At 70.8% G+C, this 16,152-nt stretch carries 13 protein-coding genes; 8 read left to right on the top strand and 5 right to left on the bottom strand.

From position 1 onward, the window contains the following. Positions 1–3 precede the first annotated feature (3 nt). The 7 genes from NDW01_RS18945 (at position 4) to NDW01_RS18915 (ending at position 5,791) form a co-directional block, all read left to right on the top strand. Positions 4–456 carry a DUF742 domain-containing protein gene (locus tag NDW01_RS18945; RefSeq protein WP_252822347.1) on the top strand — a complete coding sequence of 151 codons (453 nt, stop codon included), beginning with the start codon at positions 4–6 and terminating at the stop codon, positions 454–456. A 19-nt stretch (positions 457–475) separates the two neighbouring features. Continuing rightward, positions 476–1,036 carry a GTP-binding protein gene (locus tag NDW01_RS18940; protein WP_252778343.1) on the top strand — a complete coding sequence of 187 codons (561 nt, stop codon included), beginning with the start codon at positions 476–478 and terminating at the stop codon, positions 1,034–1,036. A 34-nt stretch (positions 1,037–1,070) separates the two neighbouring features. Further along, positions 1,071–1,847 carry an SGNH/GDSL hydrolase family protein gene (locus NDW01_RS18935; protein ID WP_406567736.1) on the top strand — a complete coding sequence of 259 codons (777 nt, stop codon included), beginning with the start codon at positions 1,071–1,073 and terminating at the stop codon, positions 1,845–1,847. 172 nt (positions 1,848–2,019) lie between these two features. Further along, the gene (locus NDW01_RS18930) at positions 2,020–3,021 is read left to right on the top strand and encodes a LacI family DNA-binding transcriptional regulator (RefSeq protein ID WP_252822343.1); all 1,002 of its coding nucleotides are present in this window, start codon (positions 2,020–2,022) and stop codon (positions 3,019–3,021) included. A gap of 19 nt (positions 3,022–3,040) precedes the next feature. After that, positions 3,041–3,796 carry an ATP-binding cassette domain-containing protein gene (locus tag NDW01_RS18925; protein ID WP_252778340.1) on the top strand — a complete coding sequence of 252 codons (756 nt, stop codon included), beginning with the start codon at positions 3,041–3,043 and terminating at the stop codon, positions 3,794–3,796. Then, a complete protein-coding gene (locus tag NDW01_RS18920; protein WP_252822341.1) occupies positions 3,793–4,815 on the top strand; it encodes an ABC transporter permease in 1,023 nt (340 codons plus the stop codon). Before NDW01_RS18925 ends, NDW01_RS18920 begins: the two co-directional genes overlap by 4 nt. 13 nt (positions 4,816–4,828) lie before the next feature. Next, on the top strand, positions 4,829–5,791 hold the full coding sequence (locus tag NDW01_RS18915; protein ID WP_252822339.1) for an ABC transporter substrate-binding protein: 963 nt from the start codon (positions 4,829–4,831) through the stop codon (positions 5,789–5,791). A gap of 93 nt (positions 5,792–5,884) precedes the next feature. Here NDW01_RS18915 and NDW01_RS18910 read toward each other — a convergent pair whose 3' ends face one another. From NDW01_RS18910 to NDW01_RS18895, 4 genes are all read right to left on the bottom strand, one after another. Then, positions 5,885–9,055, bottom strand: coding sequence for a TIM-barrel domain-containing protein (locus tag NDW01_RS18910; protein WP_252822337.1), 3,171 nt, complete (start codon positions 9,053–9,055; stop codon positions 5,885–5,887). A 269-nt stretch (positions 9,056–9,324) separates the two neighbouring features. Next, positions 9,325–12,534, bottom strand: a complete 3,210-nt coding sequence (locus NDW01_RS18905; RefSeq protein ID WP_252822335.1) for a TIM-barrel domain-containing protein — start codon at positions 12,532–12,534, stop codon at positions 9,325–9,327. A gap of 127 nt (positions 12,535–12,661) precedes the next feature. Further along, the gene (locus tag NDW01_RS18900) at positions 12,662–13,216 is read right to left on the bottom strand and encodes a GNAT family N-acetyltransferase (protein WP_252822333.1); all 555 of its coding nucleotides are present in this window, start codon (positions 13,214–13,216) and stop codon (positions 12,662–12,664) included. 294 nt (positions 13,217–13,510) lie between these two features. After that, positions 13,511–14,434 (bottom strand): LysR family transcriptional regulator, encoded by a 924-nt coding sequence (locus tag NDW01_RS18895; RefSeq protein ID WP_252822331.1) that lies wholly within the window; start codon positions 14,432–14,434, stop codon positions 13,511–13,513. Between the two features lie 194 nt (positions 14,435–14,628). Here NDW01_RS18895 and NDW01_RS18890 point away from each other — a divergent pair, with 194 nt between their 5' ends. Continuing rightward, positions 14,629–15,507 (top strand): NmrA family NAD(P)-binding protein, encoded by an 879-nt coding sequence (locus NDW01_RS18890; RefSeq protein ID WP_252822329.1) that lies wholly within the window; start codon positions 14,629–14,631, stop codon positions 15,505–15,507. Here NDW01_RS18890 and NDW01_RS18885 read toward each other — a convergent pair. Further along, positions 15,504–16,097: a helix-turn-helix domain-containing protein gene (locus NDW01_RS18885; protein WP_252822327.1), complete on the bottom strand. Its 594-nt coding sequence runs from the start codon at positions 16,095–16,097 to the stop codon at positions 15,504–15,506. The genes NDW01_RS18890 and NDW01_RS18885 overlap by 4 nt on opposite strands. Positions 16,098–16,152 lie beyond the last annotated feature (55 nt).

The raw sequence follows: 16,152 nt of genomic DNA, 5'->3' as shown, positions 1-16,152 counted from the left end.
GCGGTGGACGGGGGTCGGTACGGAGACCGGGACTTCGGCGGGTACCACGGGCCGGGGTCCGGACCCAACCACAACCCGCCGCCGGGGCCGCCCCCGCAGCAGCCCTCGGACACGGGACAGAGCAGCTCGCTGGTGCGGCCGTACGCCGTCACCGGCGGGCGTACGAAACCCAGGTACGACCTGCCCATCGAGGCGTTGATCTCGGCGGCCCCTTATCCCCGCCGGGACATCACCACCCTCACTCCTGAATTCAAAGCCATCCTCGATCTGTGCCGGAACTGGCGTTCGGTGGCGGAGGTGTCGGCGCTGCTGAGGCTGCCGCTCGGCGTCGCACGTGTGCTCATCGCTGACATGACACACGAAGGCCTGGTACGCGTGCACCAGTCCCCCTTCACCGAGGGGCAGCCCGACCTCCAGCTGCTGGAAAGGGTTCTCGTTGGACTTCGCAAGCTCTAGTCCGGGCGCTTCGCCCGGCATGACCTCCGTAAAGATCATCGTCGGAGGTGGCTTCGGCGTCGGGAAGACGACCTTCGTCGGCTCGGTCTCAGAGATCATGCCGCTGACGACCGAGGCCGTGATGACATCGGCCAGCACCGGGGTCGACGACCTTTCCGCCACGCCGGACAAGACGACCACGACCGTGGCCATGGACTTCGGCCGGGTCAGCCTCGACCAGGAACTCATCCTGTACCTGTTCGGCACGCCCGGTCAGCACCGGTTCTGGTTCATGTGGGACGACCTGGTGAAGGGCGCGATCGGCGCGGTCGTGCTGGTCGACACCCGCCGGCTGGCCGACGCCTTCCCGGCGGTGGACTACTTCGAGGAGTCCGGGCTGCCGTTCGTCGTCGGCATCAACGGCTTCGACGGGGTGTACAGCCACGGGATCGAGGACGTGCGCGAGGCGCTGACGATCGGGCAGCACGTCCCGATCGTCACCTGCGACGCCCGGAACCGCGAGTCGACCAAGATGACGCTGATCACGCTCGTCGAGCACGCGCTGAGCATGCGCGCGAGAGGCGTGCCCATCAACCACTAGGCCGGTTGACGGCCCGATGACCGCGTGTTGCATCATGGTCGGAGTGACTGAATCCTCGACGTACACCTCCTATGTCGCCATCGGCGACAGTTTCACGGAGGGTCTGGAAGACCCGGCCCCGGCCGCGGGATACCGCGGCTGGGCCGACCGGCTCGCCGAGCACCTCGCCGCCGCCGGGCCGGGCCTTCGCTATGCCAACCTCGCCGTGCGCGGCAGGCTGCTCCGGCAGATCGTCGACGAGCAGGTGCCCCGCGCGGTCGAACTGCGTCCCGACCTGATCACGTTCGCGGGCGGAGGCAACGACCTGCTCCGCCCCGGGGCCGACCCTGACGCGCTCGCCGTGGTGTTCAACGACGCCGTACGGAGCCTGCGCGCCACCGGCGCCGACGTGCTGATCTTCACCGGGTTCGACACGCGTGACGTACCGGTCCTGCGCCGGATCCGCGGCAGGGCCGCGATGTTCAACCTGCACCTGCGGGCCATCGCGGACCGGCACGACTGCCATCTCGTCGACCTGTGGTCGATGCGGCAGCTCCTCGACCCCCGGGCGTGGGCCGAGGACCGGCTGCACCTGTCCCCGGAGGGGCACCGCCGGGTCGGGCTCGCCGCCTGCGAGGCGCTGGGCGTGCCCGTGACGGGCGACTGGCGCGATCCGTGGCCGCCCGTGCCGTCCGTCGACTGGCTGACCTCACGGAAGGCCGACCTGCGGTGGGCGCGCACGTACTTCCTGCCCTGGATCCAGCGGCGGCTGCGGGGCGAGTCGTCGGGCGACCGGATCGCCGCCAAGCGGCCGGACCTGCTGCCCTTCTGAGCCGTCCGGCGACCGTCGGCGGATGATCTCGTCGGGTCGTCCGTGCCTTCGGCCGCAGGCCTCGTCCCGGCCAGCCGTGGCCTTTGACGGGCGTTACTCTTGACGCGCGTTACGGGGGATGAGATGACAACGTTGTCGTCTCAGTGGACCGAGCCTGGATCGAAGGGGGCGCATGCGTCCGACCATGCGGGACGTCGCGCGGCACGCCGGGGTGAGTCTCAAGACCGTCTCCCGCGTCGTCAACGGCGAGGTGGGCGTCCGCCCGGACACGGCGGAGAAGGTCAACGAGGCCATCTCGGCGCTGGGGTTCCGGCGCAACGACATCGCGCGCGCCCTGCGCGGCGGGAAGCGCACCCGCAGTCTCGGCCTGGTGATCAAGGACGTCGCCAACCCCTTCTACTCGCAGATCGCGCGCGGCGTGGAGGAGGTCGCGCGCCTCCACGACCTGTTCGTCATCTCCGGTTGTTCCGATGAGGACCCGGCCCGCGAGCGGCACCTCATCCGGTCCCTGTGCGAGCGCCGCGTCGACGGGCTCCTCGTCGTGCCCTCCGCCGCCGACCACCGCTACCTGATCCCCGAGCTGAACATGGGCACCGCGGCGGTCTTCATGGACCGCCCGCCCGAGGAGGCCATCCGGGCCGACGTCGTCCTGATCGACAACGTCGGCGGAGCCCGGTCCGCCGTCGAGCACCTCATCGCGCACGGGCACCGCCGCATCGCCTGCCTCGCCGACCTGCCCGGCATCTTCACCGCACGCGAGCGCCGCCGCGGCTACGACGAGGCGCTCCAGGCCCACGGCATCCCGGTCGACGAGTCACTCGTCCGCCTCGGCCCGCACGACGTCGCGGGGGCGGAGGCCGCGACGGCCGAGCTGCTGGCCCTCGGCGACCCGCCCACGGCCGTGTTCGCCGGCAACAACCGCCTGACCATCGGCGCGCTGCGCGCCATCCAGGCGGCCGGCAGGACCACCGCCCTCGTCGGCTTCGACGACTTCGAACTGGCCGACATGCTGGCCACGCCCGTCACCGTCGTGGCGCACTACCCGGCCGAGATGGGCCGCCGCGCCGCCGAACTGCTGTGCCGTCGAATGGACGGCGAGGACCTGCCGCCGCAGCGCGTGCTGCTGCCGACCCGCCTCATCGTCCGTGGCTCGGGGGAGTCGCCGCCGATCTGACCCAAGGGAAGGTGCACCGTTGACAGATCCGCTACTGGAGGCACGGGGCGTCACCAAGCGCTTCGGCCACGTCCAGGCCCTGCGCGGGGCCGCCTTCACCGCCCACCCCGGCGAGGTCGTCGCCCTGATCGGCGACAACGGTGCCGGAAAGAGCACCCTGGTCAAGACGCTGTCCGGCGCGCTGCGACCGGACGCCGGCGAGATCCTCCTCGACGGCCGGCCCGTGGAGTTCGCCGGTCCCGTGGACGCGCAGCGGCGCGGCATCGAGACGGTGTACCAGGATCTCGCGCTCGCCCACGACCTTGACGCGGCCGCGAACCTCTTCCTCGGCCGCGAGATCACCCGCTTTCCGCCGCTGCGCCTGCTCGACCGCGGTGCGATGCGCCGGAGGGCCGCCGAGGCGTTCGACGAGCTCGGCATCCGGCTGCCGGACATGTCCGCGCCCGTCCGGCAGTTGTCCGGCGGCCAGCGTCAGTGCGTCGCGGTCGCGCGGGCCGTCGCCTGGGCGTCGAAGGTGGTGTTCATGGACGAGCCGACGGCGGCCCTCGGCGTCGTCCAGCGCGAACAGGTCCTCGACCTGATCCGCCGGGTCCGCGACCGGGGCGTCACCGTCATCCTGATCAGCCACAACATGCCGGAGGTCCTGGCCGTCGCCGACCGGATCGAGGTCCTGCGACTCGGCCGCCGCGTCGCCCGTCTCACCGCCGCCGACACCACCGTCGAGGAACTCGTCTCCGCCATGACCGGCGGCCTGGACCAGGAGGACGCCGCATGAACTCCATGACGGAGTCGTACGACGACACGGCGGACGGGGGCAGGGGACGGGGCGCGGCGCTGCTGCGCAACAACACGCTGTGGACGCTGGCCGTCCTGGTGGTGCTGTTCCTGTTCTTCGCGGTGCTCAAGCCGGCGGAGTTCGCCACGACGTTCAACATCCGGGGCGTCCTGACCGAGTCGGCGATCCTGCTCGTGCTCGCGGTCGGCATGACGTACGTCATCGTGACCGCCGGGATCGACCTGTCGGTCGGCTCGATCCTGGTGTTCTCGGGCGTCGTGGCGGCCAAGACGATGGTGGCCCTGGGCGGCACGACGGCGGGCTGGGGCGGGATCCTCCTCGGCGCGCTCGCGGGCGTCGGCTGCGGCCTCGGGTGGGGGATCGTCAACGGCCTCCTGGTCGCCAAGGCGAAGGTCCCCCCGCTGATCGCGACGCTCGGCACGCTGGGCGTGTCGCTCGGCCTCGCGCAGGTCATCACGAACGGAAGCGACGTCAACCGGATCCCGGCGAAGCTGTCCAACGTCATCGGGTTCGGGCTCGTCGCGGGAGTGCCGTGGCTGGTCGTCATCGCGGGCCTGATCGCGGTGCTGTTCGGGCTGCTGCTCGCGCTGTCGCGGTTCGGCCGGCACACCTACGCCATCGGCTCCAACGCCGAGGCGTCGCGGCGGGTCGGCATCAAGGTCGACCGGCACCTGATCAAGGTGTACGCGCTGTCGGGCCTGCTGTCCGGGGTCGCCGGGGTGCTGTCCCTGGCGCACTACAGCACCACGACGATCGCGAGCCACACCTCCGACAACCTCGGCGCGATCGCCGCGGTCGTCATCGGCGGGGCCAGCCTGTTCGGCGGCGTCGGCGGCATCGGCGGGACGGTGATCGGCGTGCTGATCCCCGGCGTCCTGCGCAACGGTCTCATCATCCTCGGGGCACAGCGGTTCTGGCTCGACGTGGCGGTCGGAGCCGTCCTGGTCGTCGCCGTCTACTTCGACCAGTTGCGCCGTCGGGCGCGAGAACGCGAATAGAGGGAGGCACGTGGTGAACAGGTACATCGTCGTGGCATCGGTGCTCGCGCTCGCCGTGACCGGGGCCTGCTCGGACTCCTCGTCCGGCGGCTCGAGCGGACCCAAGAAGATCACCCTGATCCAGGGCATCGCGAACGAGCCGTTCTACATCTCCATGTACTGCGGAGCGAAGGCCGAGGCGGCCAAGCAGGGTGTCCAGCTCAGCGTTCAGGCGCCCGCGCAGTGGGATGTCGCCCAGCAGACGCAGGTCGTCACCTCCGTCGCCGCCTCCCGGCCCAAGGCCGTGCTGATCGCGCCCGTCGACAAGGACGCGATGGCCGGTCCGGTCCGCCAGCTCGCCGGCAACGGCAGCAAGGTGATCTTCGTGGACACCGACCTGTCCGACCCGTCGCTCGGCCTGTCGCGGATCTCCTCGGACAACCGGCTCGGCGGGCAACTCGCCGCCCGGACGCTGGCCGGGCAGATCGGAGACAAGGGCAAGGTCGTCGTGCTGGCCCCCAAGAAGGGCATCGCGACGACCGACGACCGGGTCACCGGCTTCAAGGAGGAGATCGCCAAGCATCCGAACATCAAGCTCGTCTCGGAGCAGTACCCCGGCGACGACGCGGGCAAGGCCACCGAGATCATGAACGGCGAGCTGTCGAAGGACCCGGATCTGGCCGGGATCTTCGCCTCCAACCTCGTCACCGGTGAGGGTGCCGGGGCCGCGCTCAAGCAGGCCAAGAAGACCGGCACGGTGAAGCTGATCGAGTTCGACGCCAGCCCGAAGCAGGTCGAGGACCTGCGCGCCGGCACGATCCAGGCGCTGATCAGCCAGGAGCCGCTGGACATCGGCCGTCAGGGCATCGACCAGGCCGTCGCCGCCCTGAACGGGAAGCCGGTGACCAAGCAGATCAAGACGCAGCTCGTGGCGGTCACCAAGGACAACGTGGACCAGCCCGACATCGCCAAGTACCTCTACAAGCAGAACTGCTGACCGGGCAGGTCTCACCGCAGATGGCACTGGCGCCCGCCGCCTTTCGACAGGCAGCGGGCGCCAGTGATCGATCTGAGCGGTGCTCGCCTCGGATCAGCGGTAGTCGACCGTCGTTCCGGCGCGGGTCGTCCGGGCGGGGAGGGCGACCGTCAGGGTCCCCTTGCCGTCGTCGTACGTCCAGCTGCCCTGGGGCGCCGCCTTACCGTCGACCTGGACGGCCGTCGGCTTGGTCGCGGCGTAGAAGACGACCGTCCACTGCCGCTTGGTCACCTGGCCGGAGAACCTGCCCTGGGGCGGTGCCATCCGGAGGCTGTGGTCGCCACCGTGTTCGGTGTAGCGGATGGTGGTGGTGGCCGAGGCGTTCGGGTCGGTGGAGTGGCCGTCGTCCTCGTAGAGGCGGAAGACGCTGTCGGTGCCGCCGGCGACGTTCACCGTGACCTTGGTCAGCGGGTTCTGTTCGTCGTTGGTGACGTTGTCGGTCCGCGTCGGCAGGATTCCGCCGGCCTTGATGAACACCGGCATCGCGTTCCAGTCCGTCGTGACGTTCTGGGTCGAGGGGCCGGTGTAGGTCTTGCCGGTGAAGTAGTCGGTCCACTGTCCCGGCGGGAACCACACCGACGTGGTGGCCGTCGTGCCGGACGAGGTGGCCGGGGCCACGAGCACGTTCGAGCCGTAGAAGTACTCCCGGGCAGAAGCGTCGTAGGCGCCCTGCTCGTCCGGGTACTCCAGGTACGTGGCCCGGACGACCGGCACGCCGGTGTCGGTGGCCTCCTTGGCCAGCGTGTAGGTGTACGGGACGAGGTCTTCACGGAGGTTCAGGAACTTCTCCGCCGCCGTGCGGGCCTGGTCGCCGTACTGCCACGGCAGCCGGTCACTGTGGTTGCTGTGCAGCCGCAGGATCGGCTGGAACGCCGCCATCTGCACCCAGCGCACGTACAGGTCGTCGGCGAGATGGGACGGGCCGTTGAACCCGCCGATGTCGTGGCTGACCGCCGACAGGCCGGTGGCGGCGGACTCGCCCGGCGTGTAGCCGACCTCGAACTTCAGGGTGTCCCAGCTGGAGGCGGTGTCCCCGGTGAAGTGCACCGTCGTGCGCTTGTCCGCCCACGGACCGGTCGGCACCGGCGCCTGACCGCTGTAACCCGAGGCCTGCAGGGAGCTGTACGCCCGGGAGAAGGCGAACCCGCGCCCGACGCGCTTGGCGGTGTCGTCGGCGTACTGCTGGTTGATCCACGCGTCGGGCGTGACGCCCGCCAGCGACGACTGGGAGCTGTCACAGCACCAGTCCAGCCACCACAGGTCGTTGCCCTGCTGCTCCATCTTCTTGTGCAGGTCGAAGTAGGCCGAGAGCTGGTCCGGGTCTCCCCAGTCGAACACGTGGCAGGTCTGCCCGGAAGGCGCTCCGCAGCCGGAGACGTCCAGCTTGCCCTTGGCCGTGGCCTGCGCCTGCGCGTATTGCGGGTCGCCGCTTGCGATGCTCGGGTGGATGTTCAGCGCGCTGTGCAGGCCCTGCGCGTGCTCCCAGGCGAAGAACGCCGCCGGGTCCGGGAACTTGTTGGTGTCGATCTGCCAGCCGTCCCAGGTGGCGGGCGCCTTGTAATCCGTGTCGGTGACCAGGACGTCCAGCGGGACGCGCTCCGAGCGGAACTTCGGCAGGAGGTCGTTCTCGTACTCGGCGGCGGTGAAGTCGTAGTACTCGGAGAACCAGATGCCGTACGCCCACCGGGGCAGCAGCTCCGACGGTCCGGTCAGCGTTTTCAGGTCCGACAGGCCCTGCTTGTAGTCCTGGCCGTACCCGAACAGGTAGCCGTCCTGGTAGGGCTTGCCGTCGTGCCCGGGCCGCGCGTGGACCGTGCGGGTCTCCGGGTCGAAGATGGCCGAGGGCGTGTCATCGAGCAGGTACCACCCGTCGCGGTAGAGCAGGCCGGGCGTGGTGACGGCGCTGCCGTTGACGCCGTCGAGGCCGCGCCGGTACCCGCCGAGGGGGCTGTGCGCCGGCAGCACCGGCGCTCCGGCCGGGGCGACGGCGACGGTGTCGAGGTTGACGTGGCAGCTGTCCGCCGTCGGGCAGCCGAGCGCGATCGTGTCGGTGCCCTTGGTCAGGGTCACCGGAATGACGGCCGTCGACCAGCTGTCCCAGTCGGCGGTCGGCGCGAGATTCGCCGTCGTCGCCGTTCCGCCGTTCACCGCCGTGGAGATGGTCCGGGAGGTTCCGCCGCCGTTCGAGTAGCGGACCTGCAGCCCGTACGAGCCGTTGGCGGGGACGTTCTGCAGCGTGACGGTGTCGGACGCGCCCGCCCGCTCCAGCCCGGCGACGAACCCGTCACCGGAGTGGCCGTTGTGGTCCGCGGCGAGCCTCGCGCCGCCGGCGAGCGCGCCGGCCTCGGCCTCGCACACGGTGCCGTAGTCGCAGACGGTCGATGGCGCCGCCGTCGGGTACGGCGCGCCGGGCGCCGTCACCGCCAGGCTGTCGATGTTCACGTCGCCCGAGTCGTTCGCGGTCCGGGAGATCACGAGCGTGTGCCGGCCGGCGGTCAGGTGCAGCCCCGGCGCGGAGGTGAACGCCCAGGTGTCCCAGTTCGCGGTCGTCGGCATCGTCAGCGTCGCCGGCGTTCCGCCGTCGATGGCGGCGCTCAGCGTACGGGTCGTGGTCTTCCCGTCGCCGCCTTGACTGTTGGCGTAGCGCAGGCGCAGGTCATACGTGCCGTCCTTGGGCACGTCGAGGGTGTAGGCGAGCGATCCGCCGGTGCTCTCGAATCCGGCGGCGAACCCGGTGCCGGTGAACCCCGCGTGGTCCGAGGCGACGCTCACCCCTTGGAGCAGGCCCCGCTCCGCCTCACAGAGGGTGTCGGTGGCACAGGTGGCCGCTCCGGGGAAGGTCGGATGCGCGGTCACCTTCTGGTCGGCGGCGCGCACCTGCACGGAGACGTTGTCCGCGGTGAACGGGCCGGAGCCGACCTTGTACCGCAGCTTCACCGGCCCGGTGTCGATGGTCAGCCAGCCGTCTTCGACCTTCTTGGTGAACCGGGTGTGCCCGAAGCCGTCCCGCCCGACGGCGTTGAACGTCGCGGCGTCGGTGAAGGCGCCGTCGCCGGCGTACTCCATCCGGATCAGCGTGGGGGACAGGACCTCGAACCGGGCGTCGCCCGACTGGACCGCGTGCTTGTCGGCTCGCTGTCCTGGTGGGGATGCGGTCGCGGGTGAGGAGGCGGCGACTACCAGGCCGGCCACGCCGGCCAGCGCGAGACCGGCTCGGATCGCCATGGACCCGGCTCCGGCGCGCCGATGCATGCGCCGATGGCGCACTCTGCCACGAGGCAGATGGGGGAGGAGGCTCACCTGTGGACTATGGGGTCAAATGATCAGATTCGTCAATAGCTGGTCTAAATCGGTCACCCGTCCATTCCCCTCTTCCGATGGCGCCCATTTCCCTAAGAGAACGGGGTCCCTCCCCCGGGGATCGATCACGGCGCGGAACACCGGCGCCCGCCGCCCTGGGAAGGCGGCGGGCGCCAATGATCGACTCAGCCGGGTCAGCGGTAGTCGACCGTCGTTCCGGCGCGGGTCGTCCGGGCGGGGAGGGTGACCGTCAGGGTTCCCTTGCCGTCGTCGTACGTCCAGCTGCCCTGGGGTGCCGCCTTACCGTCGACCTGGACGGTCGTCGGCTTGGTCGCGGCGTAGAAGACGACCGTCCACTGCCGCTTGGTCACCTGGCCCGTGAACTTGCCCTGGGGCGGTGCCATCCGGAGGCTGTGGTCACCGCCGTGTTCGGTGTACCGGATCGTGGTGGTGGCCGAGGCGTTCGGGTCGGTGGAGTGGCCGTCGTCCTCGTAGAGGCGGAAGACGCTGTCGGTGCCGCCGGCGACGTTCACCGTGACCTTGGTCAGCGGGTTCTGTTCGTCGTTGGTGACGTTGTCCGTCCGTGTGGGCAGGATTCCGCCGGCCTTGATGAACACCGGCATCGCGTTCCAGTCCGTCGTGACGTTCTGGGTCGAGGGGCCGGTGTAGGTCTTGCCGGTGAAGTAGTCGGTCCACTGTCCCGGCGGGAACCACACCGACGTGGTGGCCGTCGTGCCGGACGAGGTGGCCGGGGCCACGAGCACGTTCGAGCCGTAGAAGTACTCCCGTCCCGCTGCGTCGTAGGCGCCCTGCTGGTCCGGGTACTCCAGGTAGGTGGCCCGGACGACGGGGACGCCGGTGTCGGTGGCCTCCTTGGCCAGCGTGTAGGTGTAGGGGACGAGGTTCTCGCGGAGGTTGAGGAACTTGTCGGCCGCGACGCGGGCCTGGTCGCCGTACTGCCACGGCAGCCGGGCGCCGTGGTTGCTGTGCAGTCGCAGGATCGGCTGGAACGCCGCCATCTGCATCCACCGGACGTACAGGTCGTCGGCGAGCTTGGCTCCACCGTTGTGCCCGCCGATGTCGTGGCTGACCGGCGACAGTCCCGTGGCGGCGGACTCGCCCGGCGTGTAGCCGACCTCAAATTTCAGGGTGTCCCAGCTCGAGGTGGTGTCCCCCGTGAAGTGGAGCGTGGTGCGCTTGTCCGCCCACGGGCCCGTCGGCACCGGCGCCTGACCGCTGTAGCCCGCCGCCTGCAGGGAGCCGTACGCCCGGGAGAAGGCGAAGCCCCGCCCGACGCGCTTGGCGGTGTCGTCGGCGTACTGCTGGTTGATCCACGCGTCGGGCGTCACGCCGGCCAGCGAGGACTGGGAGTTCTCACAGCACCAGTCCAGCCACCACAGGTCGTTGCCCTGCTTCTCGGCGCTCTTGTGCAGGCCGAAGTAGGCGGCGAGCTGGTCCGGGTCGCCCCAGTCGAACGTGTAGCAGGTCTGCCCGGAGGGCGCCTGGCAGTTCGAGGGCGTCAGCTTGTTCTTGGCCGTGGCCTGCGCCTGCGCGTAGGCCGGGTCGCCGCTCTGGATGCTCGGGTGGATGTTCAGCGCGCTGTGCAGGCCCTGCGCGTGCTCCCAGGCGAAGAACGCCGCCGGGTCGGGGAACTTCTGGTCGTTGATCTCCCAGCCGTTCCAGGCGGTCGGCGCCTTGAAGTCCGTGTCGGTGACCAGGACGTCCAGCGGGACGCCCTCCGACCGGAACTTCGGCAGGAGGTCGTTCTCGTACTCGGCGGCGGTGAAGTCGTAGTACTCGGAGAACCAGATGCCGTACGCCCACCGGGGCAGGAGCATCGACGGTCCGGTCAGCGTCTTCAAATCCGACAGGCCCTGCTTGTAGTCCTGGCCGTACCCGAACAGGTAGCCGTCCTGGTAGGACTTGCCGTCATGGCCCGGCCGCGCGTGCACGGTCCGGGTGTCCGGGTCGAAGATGGCCGAGGGCGTGTCATCGAGCAGGTACCACCCGTCGCGGTAGAGCAGGCCGGGCGTGGTCAGCGCGCTGCCGTTGACGCCGTCGAGGCCGCGCCGGTATCCGCCGAGGGGGCTGTGCGCCGGCAGGATCGCCGAGGAGGCCGGGGCGACGGCGACGGTGTCGAGGTTGACGTGGCAGCTGTCCGCCGTCGGGCAGCCGAGCGCGATCGTGTCGGTGCCCTTGGTCAGGGTCACCGGGATGACGGCCGTCGACCAGCTGTCCCAGTCGGCCGTCGGGGCGAGATTCGCCGTCGTGGCGGTCCCGCCGTTGACGGCCGTCGAGATCGTCCGCTGCGTTCCGCCGCCGTTCGCGTACCGGACCTGCAGGGAGTAGGTGCCGTCGGCGGGAACGTTCCGCACGGTGACGGTGTCGGACGGACCCGCCCGCTCCAGCCCCGCGACGAACCCGTCACCGGAGTGGCCGTTGTGGTCGGCGGCCTGTGTCGCGCCGCCGGCGAGCGTGCCGGCCTCGGCCTCGCACACGGTGCCGTAGTCGCAGGCGACCGGTGGCGCCGCCGTCGGGTACGGCGCGCCGGGGGCCGTCAGCGCCAGGCTGTCGATGTTCACCTGGCCCGAGTCGTTCGCGGTCCGGGAGATCACGAGCGTGTGCCGGCCGGCGGTCAGGTGCAGCCCCGGGACGGAGGTGAACGCCCAGGTGTCCCAGTTCGCGGTGGACGGCATCGTCAGCGTCGCCGGCGTTCCGCCGTCGATGGCGGCGCTCAGCGTACGGGTCGTTATCTTCCCGTCGCCGCCCTGGTTGTTGGCGTAGCGCACGCGCAGGTCATAGTCGCCGTCCTTCGGCACGTCGAGCGTGTAGGCGAGCGACCCGCCCACGCTCTCGAACCCGGCGGCGAACCCGGTGCCGGTGAATCCAGTGTGGTCCCGGGCGACGGACACGCCGCCCTGAAGCAGGGCCCCCTCGCCCTCACACAGGGTTCCGGCGACGCAGGTGGCCGCTCCGGGGAAGGTCGGGTGCGCGATCACCTTCTGGTCGCCGGACCGCAGCCGCACGGAGACGTTGTCCGCGGTGAACGGGCCGGAGCCGACCTTGTACCGCAGCTTCACCGGCCCGGTGTCGATGGTCAGCCAGCCGTCTTCGACCTTCTTGGTGAACGGGGTCCGTCCGAAGGCGTCCCGTCCCACGGCGTTGAAGGTGGCCGCGTCGGTGAAGGCGCCGTCGCCGGCGTACTCCATCCGGATCAGCGTGGGGGAGAGGACCTCGAACCGGGCGTCGCCCGACTCGACCGCGTGTTGGCCGGCCTGCTGCCCGGGCGCGGATGCGGTCGCGGGGGAGGAAGCGGCGACCACGAGGCCGGCGACGCCGGCCAGCGCGAGGCCGGCTCTGATCAGCTTCGATCGCGGCCCCGCACGCCAATGCGTACGAGGCACGCGAAACTCGACGTTAAGTCGATGTGGGAGGAGGCTCACCTCAGGGACTATGGTGCCGAACGATCATAAAGGTCAAGAGACGGTATAAAACGGTCATGCTTCGTCAGTCGTGCCGTCAGCGGCGCGGTCAGGAACAGCGCGCGGCGGCCCAGTCGGAGCGGTCGAGGACGTAGACGCGAACGGCCTCGCCGTACGGGCCGGTGGTGTCACCGTGGCGTGACATGCCGATCTTGCGCATGACGTTGCCGGAGGCGTGGTTCGCGGGCTGGTACAGCGCGACGAGCCGCTCGGCGCCGTGGTCGGTGAACGCCTCGTCGCGGAGCGCGGCCGCGGCCTCGGTGGCGAGCCCCATTCCCCAGTAGCGCGGATCGACCCACCATCCGATCTCGATGACGGGCTCCTCGATTCCCGGCACGCTCCGGCGGAGACGGTTCAGCGCCGCCACCCCGAGGGTCCGCTCGTCACCCCCGTCACGGAGAAGGATGCCGCGCCAGCCGAAGCCGTGCTCGACCCAGTGCGCCAGAACCTCCCGGTGCCGCGTCAGGGCGCGTGCACGATCCCACGGCCGCCCGTCCCCGAGGTACCGGGCGATCCGCGGATCAGCGCTCAACCGGCACAGGTCCTCCTCGAACCGGTCATCCCAGGGCGGCAGAACGAGCCGCTCGGTCGTCAGCGTGCGCATCACCGGCCGGCCGACTCGACGACGGTGACCTCGACACAATCGCTCGCGTCGCCGCTGCGGAGGCTCTTACGCCATGAGAGCGGCTTCGATTCATCCTCGTGGACGGCCATGGGCGGGCTACTCCTCGGCGACGGCGGCGATGAGCTTCGTGGATTCGCCCGGAGTCAACGCCGCTGCTTGCAGGTTGTCGAGATCAACCTTAGGTGTGCGTACGGATGCCACGTAGGCGGCCAATGCCGTCCGTGGGGTGATCCCTGGCGTATGCCGCCTCCAGGGCGCAGCGCAGGCCGGGGATCACCCCACGGGATGTATCACCGAGGTGGCGGCGCGGATGAAGGCGGCGACCGCCGGCGAGTGTGCGTCCCGGGGCCAGGCGACGGCGAGTGTGGCCGGTTCCAGGTCCGCGACCGGCCGGTAGGCGATTCCGGGCAGCGGGTAACGCCGCGTCACCCAGGCCGGAAGGAAGCAGACCATGCGCCCCAGCTCTACCAGCCGGAAGATCTGGGTGATGTCCGAGAGCGGCTGCCGGGTTCCGGCCGTGAGCTCGCGCGGTGCCGTCCGTGGCCGCGCAGAAGCGCTCTCATCGGTGTGAACCCGCGAGCGCGGCGACCCGCCCTCCCCGACGAGGGTCCCGTCCGGGAGGCTCCGCCCGGCGAGGTCCGCCAGCCGCAGGGACGGGCGGACGGCGAGGGGGTCGCTCGCCGCCAGGGCGGCCAGGCGGGGTTCGGTCAGTAGCGGCTCGACGTCCAGGCCGCGGTCGTCGAAGGGGCTGACGAGCAGCGCGACGTCGGCCCGCCCGTCGCGTAGCGCCGGCGCCTGCTCGCCCCGGCCGCCGAGCACCAGCTCGACGTCGATCGCCGCGCTCTCGCGCTCGTACGCGGAGAGGATCCGTGGCAGCAGGTCGGCGTCGTTGTCGGCCTTGAGCGCGAGCCGCAGCAGCGGTGCGGGCCGCCCGGCGTTCCGGGCCCGCCGGCCGGCGGCGCTGATCGCGTCGAGGGCGGTCCGGGCGTCCCGCAGGAGGACCTCGCCGGCCGCCGTGAGGCGCACCTGACGGGTGGTGCGCTCGAGCAGCCGTACGCCCAGCCTGCGCTCCAGCTCGCGGATCGCCCGGGAGAGAGGGGGCTGCGCCATGCCCAGCCGCTGGGCGGCGCGCCCGAAGTGCAGCTCTTCGGCGACCGCGACGAAGTACCGGAGCTCGCGCGACTCCAGGTCATTCATATCGCCAGAGTATCAATGGGGACCGGATCGATCCTTCAGGTTCCCGCCGCGGCCGGATTGACTGCTCAGTGCCGTCCCGCGATCCGCTCCACCCGACGCCGACGCCGACGCCGACGCCGACGCCGACGCCGACGCCGACGCCGACGCGGACGCGGACGCGGACGTCCGTGTGATCCCCCTTTCCTGGAGAGCCAATGATCGTCATCACCACGCCCACCGGACAGATCGGCCGGCAGGTCCTCGACAACGTCCTGGAGGGCGGAGAGCCGGTCCGTGTCATCGCGCGCGACCCCTCCCGCCTCTCTCCCCGAGTGCGCGAGCAGGTCGAGGTCGTGGCGGGTTCGCACAACCGCCTCGACGTCCTCGCCGCGGCCCTGGACGGCGCCGACTCCGTCTTCTGGCTCGTGCCCCCCGACCCCCGGGCCGACAGCGTCGAAGGGCACATCCTCGGCTTCACCCGGCCGTTCTGCGAGGCCATTGAGAGCCGGGGGGTGCAGCGGGTCGTCGGCGTCTCGACCCTGGGCCGCGGCGTCGCCCAGAACGCCGGGCAGATCTCCGCGTCACTCACCATGGACGAGCTGATCGAGAGCACCGGCGCGAACTACCGGGCCCTGCAGATGCCCGGCTTCATGGAGAACACGCTGCAGCAGGTCGGCGCGCTCAAGAACCAGGGCGCCCTCTTCCTCACGCTGTCCCCGGACCGGAAGAACCCGACGTGCGCCACCCGCGACATCGCCGCCGTCGCGGCCGAGCTCCTGCTCGACCACTCCTGGAGCGGGCAGGACGGCGTCCCGGTCCTCGGGCCCGAGGACCTGTCGCCGAACGACATGGCGCGGATCATGTCGGAGGTGCTGGGGCGGCCGATCCGCTTCCAGCGGATCTCCGGTGAGGCGTACAAGGCCACTCTCGTACGGAACGGGGTGAGCGAGGCCTGGGCGCAGGGCCTCGTCGACATGGCCGCCGCGGTCGACCGGGGTCTGTACCGCGCGCAGCCGCGTACGCCGCGATCCACGACTCCGACCGGCTTCCGCCAGTGGTGCGAGGAGGTGCTCAGGCCCGCCGTCGCCGGCTAGGCGGAGCCGCCTCCCTTCGAACGGGCGCGGAGGTGGGCGCGTTCGCCCTGCCGGCCGAAGAGGCTGAGGAACTCGACCGCCTCGGCGTCGGCGGCGCCGAACCAGTGCGGCACCCGCGTGTCGAACTCGGCCGCCTCCCCGGGGGAGAGCACCAGGTCCTGGTCGCCGAGGACGATCCGCAGCCGTCCGTTGAGGACGTACACCCAGTCGTAGCCCTCGTGGGTCCGCAGCTCGGGCTCCCGGCGGGGGCTGCCCGCCGGGATGATGGTCTTGTACGCCTGGATGCCGCCGGCCCGGCGGGTCAGCGGCAGCAGCGTCATGCCGTTGCGCTCGATCGGCCGCAGGTGGATGCGCGGGTCGCCGGTGGGCGGGGCGTCGACGAGCTCGTCGAGCGTGACGCCGTGGGCCCTGGCGAGCGGGAGCAGCAGCTCCAGGGTCGGCCGGCGGGCCCCGGACTCCAGCCGGGACAGGGTGCTCACCGAGATGCCGGTCGCCGCCGACAGCTCCGCGAGCGTGGTCTCCCGCTGGCGCCGCAGGGCGCGTAGCCGGGGCCCGACCGCCCCGAGTGCCTGATCGAGGTCGTCGTCCATGCCACCAGTTTGCCAGAACCGCAACAACGTTTGCGATTCCGGCCAAGGATCTCGC

Origin of the sequence: Actinoallomurus soli, from assembly GCF_024055715.1 — a bacterium.
Lineage (GTDB): Bacteria > Actinomycetota > Actinomycetes > Streptosporangiales > Streptosporangiaceae > Actinoallomurus > Actinoallomurus soli.
This window is presented reverse-complemented; position numbering and strand designations above follow the sequence as displayed.